General features: G+C 69.5%; 16 protein-coding genes. 14 read left to right on the forward strand and 2 right to left on the reverse strand.

What is annotated here, in order from left to right:
• The 5 genes from QNJ30_26975 to QNJ30_26995 form a co-directional block, all read left to right on the forward strand.
• Positions 1-593: FMN-binding negative transcriptional regulator (locus QNJ30_26975; GenBank protein ID MDJ0947112.1), on the forward strand; the 593-nt coding region annotated here is incomplete at its 5' end.
• 111 nt (positions 594-704) lie between these two features.
• A complete protein-coding gene (locus QNJ30_26980) occupies positions 705-1229 on the forward strand; it encodes a plastocyanin/azurin family copper-binding protein (GenBank protein ID MDJ0947113.1) in 525 nt (174 codons plus the stop codon).
• A gap of 109 nt (positions 1230-1338) precedes the next feature.
• Positions 1339-2412 carry a cytochrome c peroxidase gene (locus QNJ30_26985; protein MDJ0947114.1) on the forward strand — a complete coding sequence of 358 codons (1074 nt, stop codon included), beginning with the start codon at positions 1339-1341 and terminating at the stop codon, positions 2410-2412.
• A 46-nt stretch (positions 2413-2458) separates the two neighbouring features.
• Positions 2459-2782, forward strand: a complete 324-nt coding sequence (locus tag QNJ30_26990) for a cupredoxin domain-containing protein (protein ID MDJ0947115.1) — start codon at positions 2459-2461, stop codon at positions 2780-2782.
• A gap of 24 nt (positions 2783-2806) precedes the next feature.
• Complete coding sequence (locus QNJ30_26995) at positions 2807-4735, forward strand: methyl-accepting chemotaxis protein (protein ID MDJ0947116.1); 1929 nt, start codon at positions 2807-2809, stop codon at positions 4733-4735.
• Here the strand turns inward: QNJ30_26995 and QNJ30_27000 are convergent.
• On the reverse strand, positions 4714-5646 hold the full coding sequence (locus QNJ30_27000) for a transcriptional regulator GcvA (GenBank protein MDJ0947117.1): 933 nt from the start codon (positions 5644-5646) through the stop codon (positions 4714-4716). The two genes, QNJ30_26995 and QNJ30_27000, sit on opposite strands and share 22 nt — an antisense overlap.
• Positions 5647-5813: 167 nt before the next feature.
• On the opposite strand from QNJ30_27000, the gene QNJ30_27005 reads away from it, so the two are divergent.
• The 3 genes from QNJ30_27005 (at position 5814) to QNJ30_27015 (ending at position 8800) form a co-directional block, all read left to right on the forward strand.
• Entirely contained in the window at positions 5814-6017 is a 204-nt protein-coding gene (locus tag QNJ30_27005) for a hypothetical protein (GenBank protein ID MDJ0947118.1), read from the forward strand.
• A 58-nt stretch (positions 6018-6075) separates the two neighbouring features.
• Positions 6076-7140, forward strand: coding sequence for a glycerophosphodiester phosphodiesterase (locus tag QNJ30_27010; GenBank protein MDJ0947119.1), 1065 nt, complete (start codon positions 6076-6078; stop codon positions 7138-7140).
• Between the two features lie 112 nt (positions 7141-7252).
• Positions 7253-8800 carry a hypothetical protein gene (locus QNJ30_27015; GenBank protein MDJ0947120.1) on the forward strand — a complete coding sequence of 516 codons (1548 nt, stop codon included), beginning with the start codon at positions 7253-7255 and terminating at the stop codon, positions 8798-8800.
• 28 nt (positions 8801-8828) lie between these two features.
• Here QNJ30_27015 and QNJ30_27020 read toward each other — a convergent pair whose 3' ends face one another.
• A complete protein-coding gene (locus tag QNJ30_27020) occupies positions 8829-9035 on the reverse strand; it encodes a DUF6494 family protein (GenBank protein MDJ0947121.1) in 207 nt (68 codons plus the stop codon).
• Positions 9036-9381: 346 nt separating this feature from the next.
• Here QNJ30_27020 and QNJ30_27025 point away from each other — a divergent pair, with 346 nt between their 5' ends.
• From QNJ30_27025 to QNJ30_27050, 6 genes are all read left to right on the forward strand, one after another.
• Entirely contained in the window at positions 9382-10173 is a 792-nt protein-coding gene (locus QNJ30_27025) for a phytanoyl-CoA dioxygenase family protein (protein MDJ0947122.1), read from the forward strand.
• A gap of 134 nt (positions 10174-10307) precedes the next feature.
• Complete coding sequence (locus tag QNJ30_27030) at positions 10308-11582, forward strand: hypothetical protein (GenBank protein MDJ0947123.1); 1275 nt, start codon at positions 10308-10310, stop codon at positions 11580-11582.
• The gene (locus QNJ30_27035; protein MDJ0947124.1) at positions 11576-12094 is read left to right on the forward strand and encodes a Tsi3 family protein; all 519 of its coding nucleotides are present in this window, start codon (positions 11576-11578) and stop codon (positions 12092-12094) included. Before QNJ30_27030 ends, QNJ30_27035 begins: the two co-directional genes overlap by 7 nt.
• 302 nt (positions 12095-12396) lie before the next feature.
• Complete coding sequence (locus tag QNJ30_27040) at positions 12397-13443, forward strand: hypothetical protein (GenBank protein MDJ0947125.1); 1047 nt, start codon at positions 12397-12399, stop codon at positions 13441-13443.
• A gap of 111 nt (positions 13444-13554) precedes the next feature.
• Positions 13555-14883 carry a Gfo/Idh/MocA family oxidoreductase gene (locus tag QNJ30_27045; GenBank protein ID MDJ0947126.1) on the forward strand — a complete coding sequence of 443 codons (1329 nt, stop codon included), beginning with the start codon at positions 13555-13557 and terminating at the stop codon, positions 14881-14883.
• A gap of 14 nt (positions 14884-14897) precedes the next feature.
• Positions 14898-15445: aldo/keto reductase (locus QNJ30_27050; protein MDJ0947127.1), on the forward strand; the 548-nt coding region annotated here is incomplete at its 3' end.

The raw sequence follows: 15445 nt of genomic DNA on the forward strand, positions 1-15445 counted from the left end.
TCTTGGCCAAGGGCCTGCCGCAGGCCTCGCACCTGCCGTTCCTCTTCGACGAGCCCGCCGGCGGAACGCCCGGCCGCCTGCTCGGCCACATGGCGCGGGCCAATCCGCAATGGCACGACCTCGCGGCCCTGGCCGCCGCGGGCGGCGAGGCCCTGGTCGTCTTCCAGGGCGCCCACGGCTACGTCTCGCCGTCCTGGTACGCACCCGGTCCGGCGGTGCCGACCTGGAACTACCTGGCGGTCCACCTTTACGGCCGGCCGCGGATCCTTGAGGCGGAGGCCGAGGTCCAGGCCCTCCTGGCCCGCCTGGTCGCGGAGCACGAGGCCGGCGCCGCCGATCCCTGGTCCCTGGCCGGCCAGGATCCCAAGTACCTGGCCCGGATGCGGCGCGGCATCGTCGCCTTCGAGATCCCGGTCGCCCGCCTGGAGGCCAAGGCCAAGCTCAGCCAGAACAGGCCGGCGACCGACCGTCGCCAGGTGATGGAGGCCCTGGAGGCGGCGCAGGACCCTCGAGCCCTGGCCCTTGCCGCCGAGATGCGGGCCGGAGCCTCGGCCTCGGGCGGCGATGGCGGTCCCCAGGGCTGTTCGGTTTAGCCGACAATTAAATCTTATGGGTTAGATACCTCTCTATATGACCGTCGGCCGACTTGGCCGCGACCGCTGCTTGGCGCGGCCCGAGAGGCCGATTGAGGGGAACAACCCACCATGAAACGCTCGGCGATCGCTTTGCTCGCCCTGGTCCTGCTCGTGCCCGGTGGCTGCGCTCTGCTGGAGACGGCGCCCAAGCGTCACATCGTCCGGATCACGACCGACCTGGACAACCTGAGGATGGCTTTCCAGCCCAAGGTCCTGGTGATCCGGCCCGGCGACACCGTGACCTGGGTCAACGAGGCCGAGATGGACCACAACGTCATGACCTATCCGGACGGCTTTCCAAAGGGCGCGCGAGGCTTCGAGAGCCCCTACCTGACCCTGGCCGGCGAGACCTGGAGCCACACCTTCTCGGTGGAGGGCAGCTACGAGTACCACTGCCTGCCGCACCTGATCATGGGCATGCACGCCATCGTGATCGTCGGCGAGGCCACGGTGGAGGGCGGCTTCCACGTGCCCAGCAAGGCCGAGGTGATCGCCTACCGGGACCGGCTCTTCGAGTACTTCGACGAAGGCGACGCCGAGGACCTGATGCGCGCCGAGCACTTCATGAAGTCGGAGGCCAAGACTGCGGAGTGATCGCTACAGCTCCGCGACACCTTTCAATGATGCTTAACCCTATTGATATATGACCCGGCGCCGAGCTCGATCGAGTGACGCTGCGCCCCCTAGGGGAGTGAAGGAAGAGATGGATAAGAAAGCTCACGGGCCCCTCGCCCTTGCCGGCGCGATCGCCCTCGGCCTGCTCTCCGCGGCGCCGCTCGTCGCCGAAGACCGGAGCGAGCGCTGGCAGCTTGCGGCGCTGACCGTCGCCGGCGTCGACGCCCGGGAACTGGAGGAGATGAAGGCGGCCTACCGCCGGCCGGGCCGGATCCCCTTCCCCGAGGACAATCCCTTCAGCAGCGCCAAGGCGGAGCTCGGCAAGATGCTGTTCTTTGATCCGCGGCTCTCGGGCTCCAACCTGATCTCTTGCGCCAGCTGCCATAACCCCAGCTTCGCCTGGGAGGACGGACAGCCGACCGGCGCCGGCCACGGCATGAACCGGCTCGGCCGCCACACGCCGACCGTCCTGAACCTGGCCTGGGGCGAGGTCTTCTTCTGGGATGGCCGGGCCGACAGCCTGGAGGAGCAGGCCCTGGGGCCGATCCAGGCCGACGTCGAGATGGCGCAGCCCCTGGACACGCTGATCGCCGAGCTCGAGGCGATCGAGGGCTACCGGCGCCTCTTCGAGGAGGCCTTCCCCGGCCAGGGCGTCACGGCCGAGGGCATCGCCATGGCCATCGCGACCTACGAGCGGACCATCGTCTCCGGCAAGGCGCCCTTCGACTACTGGATCGAGGGCAATCCCCGCGCGATCAGCCGGAGCGCCCAGCGCGGCTTCGTGATCTACAACACCAAGGCGCGCTGCGCGGCCTGCCATTCCGGCTGGAACCTGACCGACGACAGCTTCCACGACATCGGCCTGGAGACCGACGACGTCGGCCGGGAGCAGGTGGTCGAGATGCCGGAGTTCCGCCACACCTTCAAGACGCCGGGCCTGCGCAACATCGTCCAGCGCGCGCCCTACATGCACAACGGCTCCCTCGCGACCCTGAGTGAGGTGGTCGAGCACTACGACCGCGGGTTCCTCCGCCGGCCAAGCCTGTCGGACGACATCCGTCCCTTGAACCTGACAAGCCAGGAAAAAGCGGATCTGGTCACCTTCCTTGAGACCCTGACCGGCGAGGACGAACCGACCGCACTGCCGCTGCTGCCGAACTAGCGCGGGCCCGACCCACGCCCCGGGCTCCGGACGCCAGGAGATGACGATGAACGCGAACAGCTTCCTCTATGCCGCCGGCTGCCTCTTCACGGCAGTCGGCATCACGGCCGCCGCCGCCGCGACCACCCACGCCGTCAACCAGAAGGGCAAGACCTTCTCCGTCAGGGAGCTGAGCGTCGCCGTCGGAGACAGCGTGACCTTCGTCAATGACGACGGCGTCAAGCACAACATCCTGATCAAGGACCTGGGCGCGAACAGCGGCATGCAGGACCCCGGTCAGGCGTTCGCGGTGACCGTCGACAAGAGCGGCAAGCACAAGGTCCGCTGCGGCATACACCCCAAGATGAAGATGACCATCATCGCCAACTAGACCGGCCCTGCGGACCGACGCGACATGCCCATCCGTCTGAAACTTCTACTAGGATTCCTCGTCGTCACCGCCATGGCGGGTTTCCTCGGCGCCTTCGGCGTCTATTCCGTCGGGGTGATGGGCGCGCTGGCGATCGAGACCTACGACCGGCCCTTGATGGCGATCAACTACGCGCGGGCCGCAGAGACCGACTTCACCCGCCTCAAGGCCGATATCGCGCCGCTGGCGAAGGCAGGCGGCGGCGCCTCGGCGCCGGACGAGGCGGAGATCGAAGAGCTCTTCGAGAGCTTCACCGACAACCTGGATGTGGCGATCGAACGGGCGCTCAGCGACGGCACCCGCGGCGCCGGAGAGGCGCTGCTGGAGCGCGCCGAAGGCTGGCGGGAGATCAGCCGCGCGATCCTGGCGGGCGCGGCCTACGACGTCGAGGGCTACAGCGCTGCAACGCAAGCCATCGAGGCCGGTCTGAGCGAGCTGGTCGAGACCACCGCCGCGGAGGGTTTCGAGTTCCGCCTCACCGCAGAGGCGCTGATCCAGCGGGAACGCTGGATCATGCTCGGTGCCGTCCTGGCCACGGTGGTCCTGGCGATCGGCGTGGCGCTTCTGCTCGCCCAGCGCATCGTCACGCCCCTGAAGCGGGTCATCGAGGTCATCGACGCGCTCTCCAAGGGCGACACCGAGGTCGAGGTCGAGGTCGGCGCCAGGGACGAGGTCGGCCAGCTGGCGCGCAGCGTCCAGGTCTTTCGGGAGAACGTGATCGAGGTCGAGCGGATGCGCGCGGCACGGCGCCAGGAAGATCGGGAGCGCCAGGATTTCGTCCGGCGCGAGATGCTCGCCATGGCCGACACGCTCGACAATCAGGTTCAGTCCACGGTCGGCGAGATGGTCCAAGAGATCGATCTTCTGAACCGGCTGATCATCGACATGAAGGCGGCGGCCACCCACGTGAGAGGCCAGAGCGTCTCGGCGACCGGCGCCGCCGATCACGCCTCGGCCAACGTCCAGACGGTGGCCAGCGCCGCCGAGGAGATGGCCTCGACCAGCGACGAGATCGGCCGTCAGGTGGATCAGTCCACCCAGATTACCGCCAAGGCGGTCCAGGACGCCGAGGCGACCAACGAAACGATCAAGGGGCTGGCCGAGGCCACGGACCGGATCGGCAGCGTTGTCGACCTGATCTCCGACATCGCAGAGCAGACCAACCTGCTGGCGCTCAACGCCACCATCGAAGCGGCGCGCGCCGGCGAGGCGGGCAAGGGCTTCGCCGTGGTGGCGGGGGAGGTCAAGAGCCTGGCAACCCAGACCGCCAAGGCGACCGACGAGATCACCCAGCAGATCCAGAACATCCAGAAGGTCACCGAGGAGGCGGTCAAGGCGATCTCGCAGATCGGCCAGACCAACCGGAACATCAGCGAGATCGCCGCGGAGGTCGCCAGAGCCATCGGCGAGCAGCGCCAGGCCATCCGGGAGATCGCGCAGAACGCCCAGAGCGTGTCGCAGAACGTCCAGGACGCCTCGCAGAGCATCACCGAGGTCTCGCAATCCTCCAGCGATTCGGAGAGCAAGGCCGAGGAGTCCGCCGCCCGCGCCGACTCCGTCGCCAATATGTCCAGGCACCTGCAGGAAACCCTGGTCTCGATCCTCAGGGAATCGACCGCGGGCAACCGCCGCCTGGATGAGCGCAAGCCGGTTCGGCTCGGCGGGCGCCTGCGCACCGGCTCGCAGTGGCGCGCCTGCGAGATCCTCGACATCTCCAAGGGCGGGATCCGCCTGTCGCCCAGCCGCGAGCTCCACATCGGCCAGGCGCTCGAGCTCGAGATCGAGGGCCTGGGCGGGCTCCGCGGCACGGTCACCCATCTGGACGAGGACTTCTGCGGGATCCGCTTCGATCTCGTGCCGGAGCAGGTCCCGGCCGTCCAAGCCTTCGTCGATCAGTTGCGCGGCGCCGCCTGAAGCCGGCTTTCCTCGTCCGCGGCTTCGCCCAGGAGCCAATCCTTGAAGGCCGCGACCTTGGGCAGCCGCGCCGCGGCCGGCGTGGTCACCACGAAATAGCAGAAGTTTACCGGCACGCTCATCCCGAAGGGCCGCACCAAGCGGCCGGCGGCGAGGTCGTCCTCGGCCAGCGCCCGGCTGCCGATGACCACGCCCTGGCCGTGGGTCGCGGCCTGCAGAGCCAGGTTGGTGTGCGAGAAGCGCGGACCGCGGGAGACGTCGACCACCTGCTCCAGCCCGGCCGCCATGAGCCACAGCTTCCAGTCGCTGGTCTCCTCCATGAAGGGGGTCCAGTCGACGTGCAGCAGCGTGTGGTGGCGCAGGTCTTCCGGGGTCCTGAGGGGATGCGGGCCTTCCAGGAGGGCCGGGCTGCAGACCGGGAAGATCTCCTCGTCGAGCAGCCGGTCCACCTGCAGGCCCGGATAGTCGCCGGCGCCGAAGCGGATCCCCAGGTCGATGGCCTCGCGGCGCAGGTCGACCACGCGGTCGGTCGTGTCCAGGCGGACGTCGATCTCCGGGTGCTGCGCCTTGAAGCGGCTGAGCCGCGGCACCAGCCAGGAGACCGCGAAAGAGGGCAGGACGCTGATGGTCAGCAGACGGTCCGGCCGCTCGCTGCGCATCCGCTCGACCGCCTCGCCCAGCAGGTCGAAGGCCTCGCGCAGGGCCGGCAGGCCCGCCTGCGCCGCGTCGGTGAGGAAGAACTCGCGCCGCGCCCGGCGCAGCAGGGGCACGCCGAGGTCGTCCTCCAGGGCCTTGAGCTGATGGCTCACCGCGGCCGGGGTCACGTGCAGCTCCTCCGCCGCGCGGGTCAGGCTGAGGTGCCGGGCCACGGCTTCGAAGGCCCGCAGCGCGTTCAGGGACGGCAGCCGCATCGGCTCGGCTCCACCTTTAGTTTTCCTAAAGGTACGGGACAGAAGAACTCGATTTCAAGTCCGTTATGATCCGGCCATATTTCAAAGGAAGCAATGCTTCTGGGCCGGAAACGGCCCAGATGATCTTGAGTTCAACTAAATATCTGACCGAGCGCGGAGATCCAGCCATGACCGACCTCTCACAGCGTCTCGTCGATCCCAGCATCCCGGGGCTCAGCGTCCGGGACCTCGTGAGCCGGGCCGGCTTCGACCTCGAGGCGGTCGCCGGGACCCTGGCGGTCCGGCGGCGCGAGCTCATGCTTCAGCGCGACCTGCGCGACCTCGACCCGGTTCTGCTGCGCGACATCGGCTTGGACCGCAGCCGCTCGTAGCGGGCCTCCCGGCGGCTTTGCATTTGGCCTCCCGGCCCGGGTCGGGCAGCATGGCGCCATGCCGAGGACGCTCTCCAAGGGCTCGCGTTTCTGGCTTTTCGCCTTCCTGGCCGCCGTCCTGATCGGCGCGGCGGGGCTCTTGCTCCAGGACCATCTCGTCTTCCAGGAGGACCGGCGGGCCGCGCGCGTCGTCCGTCCGGCTTTCGAGCTGCAGGCGCATCGCGGCGGCCGCGGCCTGATGCCCGAGAACACGCTTCCGGCCTTTGCGCGGGCCCTATCCCTGGGGGTCACGACCCTGGAGCTCGACCTGGCGATCACCCGCGACGGCGTGGTGGTGGTCCACCACGACCGCCGGCTCTCGCCCGAGCGAAGCCGCGGCCCCGACGGCGCCTGGATCAGCCCGCCGGGCCCCTTGATCAAGGATCTGACCCTGGCGGAGCTGCAGCAGGCCGACGTCGGCGCCAGCCGGCCGGACGGCGAGACCGCGCGGCGCTTCCCGGCGCAGCGGCGGCTGGACGGGGTCCGCGTGCCCAGCCTCGAGCAAGTGATCGAGCTGGCCGAGGCGCAGACCGGCGGCCGGATACTCTACAGCGTCGAAGCCAAGGTCTCGCCCCTGGCCCCCGAGGAGACCCTCGAGCCCGCCGCCTTCGCCCGGGCGGTGATCTACGTCCTGGCCGGGACCGGCGTGCTGGCGCGGGCCAGTCTGCAATCCTTCGACTGGCGGGTGCTCCGCGCCGCCCAGGAACAGGCGCCGGCCCTGGCCACGGTCTTCCTCACAGCGGAGCAGGACTGGTTCGACAACGTCGGGCGCAAGCATCCGGCCGGGACGGCCTGGACCGCCGGCATCGAGGTCGCGGCGCAGGGCGGCTCCCTGCCGCAGGCGGTCAAGGCGGCCCGCGGCGAGGTCTGGTCGCCCCACTTTCGCGACCTCAGCGAGGCCGAGCTGCGAGAGGCCCAGTCGCTGGGCCTCCGGGTCGTGGTCTGGACCGTCAACGAGCCGGCCGAGATGGCACGCCTGCTGGCGCTGGGGGTCGACGGCATCGTCACCGACTATCCGGACCGGCTGCGGGCGGCCATGGCCGAGGCGGGCCTGCCCTTGCCGCCGGCCTTCCCGGCCCCTTGACGGCCGTTTCGGCGGTCGGTCGCAGAAAGCCGTTTCGGCCCCTCGGCCCCTTGGCCTATAGTTTCAGCGCGATCCGCGCTCTTCGCCCAAAACGACCCGGGAGATCGGCATCATGCGCAGCAGCCTGGCGGCTCTTTTCGGTGCCGGCCTGCTCGTCGGCGGCGCTCTCGCCCCGCCCGCTTGGGCCCTCGAGGCCGAGCAGCTCCGCGCCGAGATCCAGGAGACCTTCTCGCTTTACGAGGCGGCGGGCCCCGTCGGTGCGCCCTTGCCCTATGCCTACGACACGATCGAGGTCGAGGACCAGGGCGACGGCTTCCGGGTCTCGCTCACGGGGCTTCGCATACTGCTCGATCCGGCCGAGGACGGGCGGCTCGACATCGGCAGCACGGCCTTCACCATGACCCCGGATGGCGAGCGCGGCGGCGACGAGCTGTTTCGCATCTCCGATCTCAGCGTGCCGCCCCGTTGGCTCATCTCCAAGGGCGGCAAGCCCCCGACCCATGTGATCAGACCCGGGAGCCTGACCCTCGAGGGGCTCTGGTCCTTCGCCTATCTCAGCATGCTGGACGCCAAGGTCTCGACCGCCGGCGTCAGCGTCGAGACCCCGGCCGGCGAGTCCCTCGCGCGCTTCGAGACGGTTCGGGGCGAGTACGTGAGCCGCCCGGCCGAACAGGGGCGCTACGACGTCGACGGCAAGCTGCGGGTCGACGGCATCACGTTCCGGGACGAGGAGCTGCGCGTCGCGCTCGCCGGGATCGAGGGCAAGGTCGAGATGCCCGATCATGACCCGGCGGCGGCGGCGGAGGTCTTGCGCGCGGCGGCCCGGGCCCGGCAGTCGCCCTCGGCCGGGGCCGAAGAGGCGCCGCCGGGCTTCCTGAGCGACATGCTCTATCTGTCGCGCGGCGGCCGCGTCAGCTTCGATTTGCGCGATTTCCGCAGTGTCCGGGACGACTCCCGGGAGGCCGTGGAGATCGACAGCATCAGCGTCGGCTACGCGGTCTCGAACCTGGAGGAGTCGGTCGCCAGGCTCGATCTCGACTTGGCCCAGACCGGGCTGCGCTTCACCGGGCCGGACCGTCAGGCCAACGGTCTCGCCGCCGCCCTGATGCCGGCGGACGGCCGCGCCGTGCTGTCCTTGGAGCGGCTCCCGCTGCGGACCCTGCTGGCGCTTCTCGAACCGCTTGCGGAGGAGGTGGCGACGGCCGAGATCCAGGGCGGCGGTGATCCCAAAGGCGAGGGGACAGGCGACCGGCGGGCCGCGGATGCCGGCGAGAAGCTGATCGGCGCCATGTCTGACGCCGGCACGACCCTCGACCTCTCGGGCACGCGCTTGGCCGCACCCGATGCCGAGGTCGGCTTCAAGGGCGGCTTGGTGATCGACTCCGATGCCGCCTTCGGGGCCCGTGGCACCGTCCTCGCCGAGGTCGGCGGCTTCGACTTCTTGGTTCAGTTGGCCCAGGAAAGCCTGGAGGACCCCGATCCGAAGGTCCGGGACAACGCCCGTGGCGTGGTCGGACTGCTCGCCCTGCTCCAGGCCTTCACCGACCGGGACGAGACCGGCGCCCGAGGCCCGGTCGATCGCTTCCTGATCAAGGTCGGGCCCGACGGCGCGCTCTCGGTCAACGACAAGCCGCTCCTGCCGCCGCAGCCGGCCCAGTAGCCGGCCCGGCTCTGCGGCGCCCGTAATCTCAGCCCAGCGAGATCTCGCCGTCGATCTCGTGGCTCAGGTCGAGGCCCTCCAGGGTCAGGGTGACCTTGGCCTTCACCGTCTCGTCGCCCTTCAGCTTGCCGGCCTCGATCGCGCCGCGCACAGCCTGCTCGATCTCCCGCTGCGAGGTCACCCCGACCTTCTTCAGGAACTTGCGCAGCTCCATGTTGAAGACGTCTTCGTTCATAATGCTTGTCTTCCCTATGCACTGGAGTTGAGGGCATTGAATAGCGCGTCCCGGGACCGTCTCGTCAAGCTGATCGATCGCGCCTTGGCCGGCGAGGTCTCTCTGGAGGAGGTCATGAATCTTTGTCCCTCAGAGAGCGATCCCGAACCGCTAGGGCTGGCATGGCACGCGGTCATGCATTTCGTGACCGACGAGGACATCAGGTCTAGGGACTCGGCTTATGATGCCTGGTCTCATGCGGAGCTGCAGCGGTTCAGACGAAAGCTCTTGGAAGGGGACTAGTCCTCGCAGGCGCTTTGCCGCACACTGCGCTTGCACTAAAGTTGTGCACCGGGAGGCCGGCGCCATGAAACTCACCGACGCACAGCTCGCCGATTTCGACACCGAGGGCTATCTCTTCCTGCCCGAGGTCTTCTCCCCCGCCGAGGCCGCTCTGCTGCGGGCCGAGGCCGACCGGGTCTACGCCCTGGACCGCGAGGAAGTCTGGCGAGAGAGCTCCGGCGCCGCGCGCACCGCCTTCGCCGCGCAGACCTACAACGAGGCTTTCCGTCGTCTGGGCCGTCACCCGCGCCTGGTCGAGCCGGTGATGCAGCTCCTCGACGGCCCGGTCTACATGCACCAGTACAAGGTCAACGCCAAGGCGGCCTTCGACGGCGAGGTCTGGCAGTGGCACCAGGACTACGGCACCTGGGCCCGCGACGACGAGATGCCCGAGCCGCGGGCCATGAACATCGCGGTCTTCCTCGACGAGGTGACCGCGGCCAACGGCCCCCTGATCTTCATCCCGCGCAGCCACAAGCAGGGCGTCCTGCCCGCCGGCCACGACCTGGCGACCACCTCCTACCCGCTCTGGACCCTGGACCGGGCGACCATCACCCGCCTGGCCAAGGCCGGCGGCCTGGTCGCGCCGACCGGGCCGGCCGGCTCGGTGCTGATGTTCCACTGCAACCTGGTCCACGCCAGCCCGCCCAACATCAGCCCCTTCGGCCGGACCATCGTCTATCTCAGCCTCTGCCACGTCGACAACCACATCCGCCGCTTCGAGCGCGCCGAATGGATCGCCCACCGGGACTTCACCCCGATCGCCTGCCTGGCCGACGACTGCCTGGCGGAGCTGACCGCCGCCGCGGCGGAATAGGGGCCGGCGAGCGGGTGAAGCTGGCCGCCGGAGCCACGCAGGCCGTCCGGATGAGGTGACAAGCGCCCGGCACGGCTCTAACCTCATGCGATAGGATCTTCGACGGAATGCGCGTCTGAATTGGGAGTCTCTCCGTGACTGCGGTCGGCGATCAGGTCATCGGGCTGCTGGAGCTGGGGGACCTTTTCACCTGGGTCACGGACCGGGACCGGGCCGCTGCCCTGGCCGCGCTGCAGGCCGACCCCCGGATCGATGTGACGATCACCTATCTCGAGCGGCAAAGGCTGCTGGATACGCTCCTGACCCGCTATCGCGGCCGCCGGGCGCCTTCGCTCTTCGATCTGACGATGATGCTGGCGGCGAAGGTGACCGCGGTCTCGGCCGGGACGATCGAGGCCCGGCTGCGCCGCTTCTCCTACTTCTCGCCGGAGTCGGTCAGGCTGACGACCCTGCTGGGTCAGCCGACCCGGGTTTTCCGCATGGCGAACGACCTGAGCGTCAACCTCGCAAGGCACGGCGTCTCGCTGCGCCTCGGGGCCTGCACCACGGCCCCGGTGCCGGCCATACCGAGCTCGCCCCAGGCGTCCTTCACCGGCAGCGGCGCGACGGGAAGCGACATCTACGCCCGGCGCGTGCCCGCGGCGGACCAGGCGCGCATCGCTTGGGAGCAGGCGCGCCACAGCGGACCGGACCCCGGCGCGGCGGGGCCCGTTTCGCGGCGCTATTCCAATCCGCTGGCGCTGAGCGGGCTGACGCTTCCGAGCAGCCCGCGCGAGCGCCGGGGCCAGGCCGGTCGGGTCGCCTGCCTGACCATTTCAACCTTCTTCGCGCCGGTCTACATCGACGGCCTGCCGACGCGCGCCGCCGTCATGGCCGCAGCGGCCCGGGTCCACAGGTTGACGCCGGAGATCATCGGCGGCGTCATCCTCGCCGAGCAGCGGGACCAGTCGAGAAACGAAGACATGCTGGACTACACCGCGGCGACGCACCCGGTCTATCGCCGGACCACGTCGATCGGCCTGGCGCAGGTGCGCGACGACACCGCGGTCCGGGCCGATCTCTTCGCGGACCTGCTTGACAGCTCCCGCCGCAGCTCCCTGGATCAGCGCCAGGTCGCCGCGCTGCTGGCCTGCGACGAGTTCAATATCTTCGCCTGCGCGCGCTACATCCGGCGGGTGGCCGACCTGGCGGTTCGCCACAGCGCCGCGACCCTGCCCGATACGGTGTCGGCCTTTCCGGGCATCGACTTCGCCGCCTACGGCCGGCACGGCTCGGCCTGGCCGCCGGCCAACGTCGCCGCGCTCGGGTCCGAGTACACCTCGCGCGCCTGGGACGATCGGGTCACCGCCTGGGGCAGCTTCGTCAGAGAAGCCTGGAACGACATGAACGCGGCGAGCATCTCATGGTAGCGCCTCGGCTTTTCCTGCTGGCCGGGATGCTCGGGTTGGCGGCGCTTGCGGCCTGTGACGATCGCGACCAGGCCGCCAAGGAAAAGGAGACAGCAAAGGTGACGGAACCGCAGATCGCCGCCGCCGGCTGGGAGGACTGGACGCGCGAGAGCGGGCTCGGCCTGTCCTTCGCCGTCCCGCCGGGGCGGGTTGCCAAGCTGCAGGCGGCGCGCATCGATCTCGAGAACCCGGCGGCCTATCGGACCGTCGACGTCATCGAGCTCTATCCGGAGGGGCCGCCGCCGGCGGTCCGCGCCGGCGAAGGCCCCGTCCTCCAGGAAGGCGAGGTCCCGGCCCGCTTCACGCTGCGCGAGAACGGCGGCGGATCCGGAGGCAGCAACTATACGCTCTCCACCGTCAAGACCGTCGGTGGCCGCGACATCGCGCTGCTGGCGATCGTGGAAACCGAAGGCGGCGTGCCGTCCTTCGCCGAGGCCTGGGCGGTCTGGGAGAGCTTGCGCCCGGCGGACTAGATCAGACCGCGCTCGACCGGATTTAAATGAGCGCAGGTCACTCGATCGATTTCATGTAGATGGCACAGCTCGTCTGCGTTCGAATGAACGCAGGCCGCTTGGCTTGTGGCTGATCCGCCGGTCAGGCAGGGCTGACGCGAATTTGTTCTTTATTTGTTCTTTCCATTGTGCTTAGCTTTCCGGGAAGAGACGCCGGGCTGTCCAATCGTCGGTAGAAACGGCTCACCGCCCTAGGGATAGGGCGGGCGAGATCGGGTGCGGCTCCGGCCAAGCACAAAGGGCGAACGAATATGTTTGGATTCATGAGGGGTGTATTCGGCGGCACCAAGGAACCGCCGTCGGAACTGGCCGTCCGCTTGACGGCCTACGTTGAGGCCCTGGTGGCTCTCGGGGGCCTTGCGCCCCATGTCGACGACTATCTCGCCGATCCGCAGGGTTTTGAGCCGCCGGAGGGGTCTTCGCCGGAAGGCCTGATGGAGTTGCCGCTCGAGGCGCAGATGTACCTGTCCTGCTTCGTCGTTCAATGCTTCCTCCTGACCGGGTCCACGAACGAGAAGGAAGCCAAGGACGTCATGATCTACGTGCTCAAGACCGCCGGACGCTGCACGGACGAGCAAGCCATGGTCATGGCCAAGCTCGGCATGAGCCTGCGCGGGATCATCCTCAAGGATCCCGAGGCGGACGAGGACTGGGAGCGGGAACTGCGGGCCTACGGCCACATCGCCGAAGCCGCGGCCGCTGCCGGCCAGGCCTTCATGGCACGGGACGAGTCCGACGACAGCAAGCCCGCGCCCGCCGAGATCGAGCATTTCCTCCTGAACTACATCAAGGAGGACGAGCGCGCGGCGGAGCTCCAGAAACTCGCGGAGCAGCTGTCCGCCTACACGCAGAGGCTCACGGTCGCCGCGATCATGATGCCGAATCTCGAGGCGGCCTTGGCGGATTCGGATGGCGTCACGGCGGAAAAGCTGGTCGGCAAGGGTAGCTTTGGCTGGGGGCTGGAGGCGCAGATCTTCCTGGTGAGCCTGATCCTCGAGGTCTGCGCCAGCCGCGGTCTCGACGAGGATGAGCAGATCGCGAGCGTGGTCAGCTGGGTGGTCGCGGAGGGGCTGAAGCATCCCGACGCCAACTTTCGGAGCATGATTTCGAACGCGGCGCAGCTGCGCCACCTGGTCCTGCAGGGCGACGGCGCCGAGGATGAAAGCGAAGAGGTCCGCAAGCTGATCCCCATCGCCGCGCAGGGGATGGAGCGCGGCAAGACCGTCGCGGCGCGCCTCGCCGCCGGCGACGAGGAGATCCCCGACGCCGAGCTCGAGGACTTCGTCGCCCGCTTCGCGGGCCAGGCCTGACTCGATCCGAGGCGGAGAGACTTGCCCGGCATTGCGGCGCCCGGCGCCGTCGTGCCCCGACGCCGGGGTGCTCGTTTGCCGGGCGCTCGCCGCGGGTGCTAACCTGCGGCCATGAACCTTCACCGCCTGCTCCTGAAGCGTGCCGAGGAGGGCCGGCCGGTTCGCTGCGGCCTGATCGGCGCCGGCAAGTTCGGCTCGATGTTCCTCGCCCAGGCGGCCGAGACGGCCGGGCTGGAGGTCTCGGTCGTCGCCGACCTCGATCCCGGGCGCGCGCGGGCGGCCTGCGCCGCGGTCGGCTGGTCAGAGGCGCGCATCGCCGCGACCCGCTTCGTCGAGGACGCCGCCGCGCTGATCGCGGCGCCCGAGCTCGAGGTGGTGATCGACGCCACCGGCCATCCGGCGGCCGGCATCGGCCACGCCCGCGCCTGCGTCGACCAGGGCAAGCACCTGGTCATGGTCAACGTCGAGGCCGACGCCCTGGCCGGGCCGCTCCTGGCCCGCGAGTTCGCGCGCGCCGGCCTGGTCTACTCCCTCGCCTACGGCGATCAGCCGGCGCTGATCTGCGAGCTGGTCGACTGGGCCCGGGCCTGCGGCTTCCCCGTCATCGCCGCCGGCAAGGGCACCAAGTACCTGCCGGCCTACCACAACATGACCCCGGAGACGGTCTGGGACTGCTACGGCATCTCCCCGGAGGCGGCGGCCGCCGGCGGCATGAACCCCAAGATGTTCAACTCCTTCATGGACGGCACCAAGTCGGGCATCGAGATGGCCGCGGTCGCCAACGCCACCGGCCTGACCCCGGCGCCCGAGGGCCTCGCCTTCCCGCCCTGCGACGTGGACGCCCTGCCGCAGGTGCTGCGGCCCCGGGCCGAGGGCGGCTGGCTGCACCACAAGGGCCAGGTCGAGGTGGTCTCCAGCCAGGAACGCGACGGCGGCGACATCGCCCGGCACCTGCGCTGGGGCGTCTACGTGGTCTTCGAGGCGCCGGGCGACTATGCGGCGCGCTGCTTCACCGAGTACGGCCTGGTCACCGACGACAGCGGCCGCTACAGCGCCATGTACAAGCCCTTCCACCTGATCGGGCTCGAGCTCGGCATCTCGGTCGCCTCGGCGGCCCTGCGCGGCGAGGCGACCGGCGCGCCGACGGGCTTCCGCGGCGACGTGGTGGCGGTCGCCAAGCGCGAGCTGAAGCCGGGCGAGCTTCTCGACGGCGAAGGCGGCTACACCGTCTGGGGCCGCCTGATGCCGGCCGAGGACAGCCTGGCCGGGGGCGCCCTGCCCCTGGGCCTGGCCCACGACGTGACGCTCACGGCAGGGGTCGCGCAGGGCGCCGTGGTCCGCTGGGCCGACGTCGAGGTCGACGAGACCGAGGCGGCGGTGAAGGTCCGCCGCGAGATGGAGCGGGCCTTCGCGCCGCCGGGCCAGGCCGCGGCGCAATAGGGGAGTGCGAAGGAATGGAATACCGCCGTCTGGGCCGCAGCGGCCTGATGGTCTCGCCGATCTGTCTCGGCACCATGATGTTCGGCGGGCGCACGGATGCGCTCACCTCCGATCGGATCATCGGCCAGGCCCGCGAGGCCGGGGTCAACTTCATCGACACCGCCGACGTCTACAACGAGGGCGACTCCGAGGAGATCGTCGGCCGGGCCATCGCCGCCCAGCGCGACCTCTGGGTCCTGGCGACCAAGCTCTGCAACCCCATGGGCGAGGGCCCGAACCAGCGGGGCCTGTCGCGCAAGTACGCCATGGCCGCGATCGAGGCCAGCCTGCGCCGCCTGGGGACCGACTACGTCGACATCTACTATCTCCACAAAGAGGATCTGGGCACGCCGCTGGAGGAAACCGTGGCCGCCATGGGCGACCTGATCCGCGCCGGCAAGGTCCGCTACTTCGGCGTCTCCAACTACCGCGCCTGGCGGATCGCCGAGATCGTCCGGCTCTGCGACCTGCAGGGCGTGCCGCGGCCGGTGGTCAGCCAGCCCTACTACAACGCCATGAACCG

Source organism: Kiloniellales bacterium, from assembly GCA_030066685.1.
Classification (GTDB): domain Bacteria; phylum Pseudomonadota; class Alphaproteobacteria; order Kiloniellales; family JAKSBE01; genus JAKSBE01.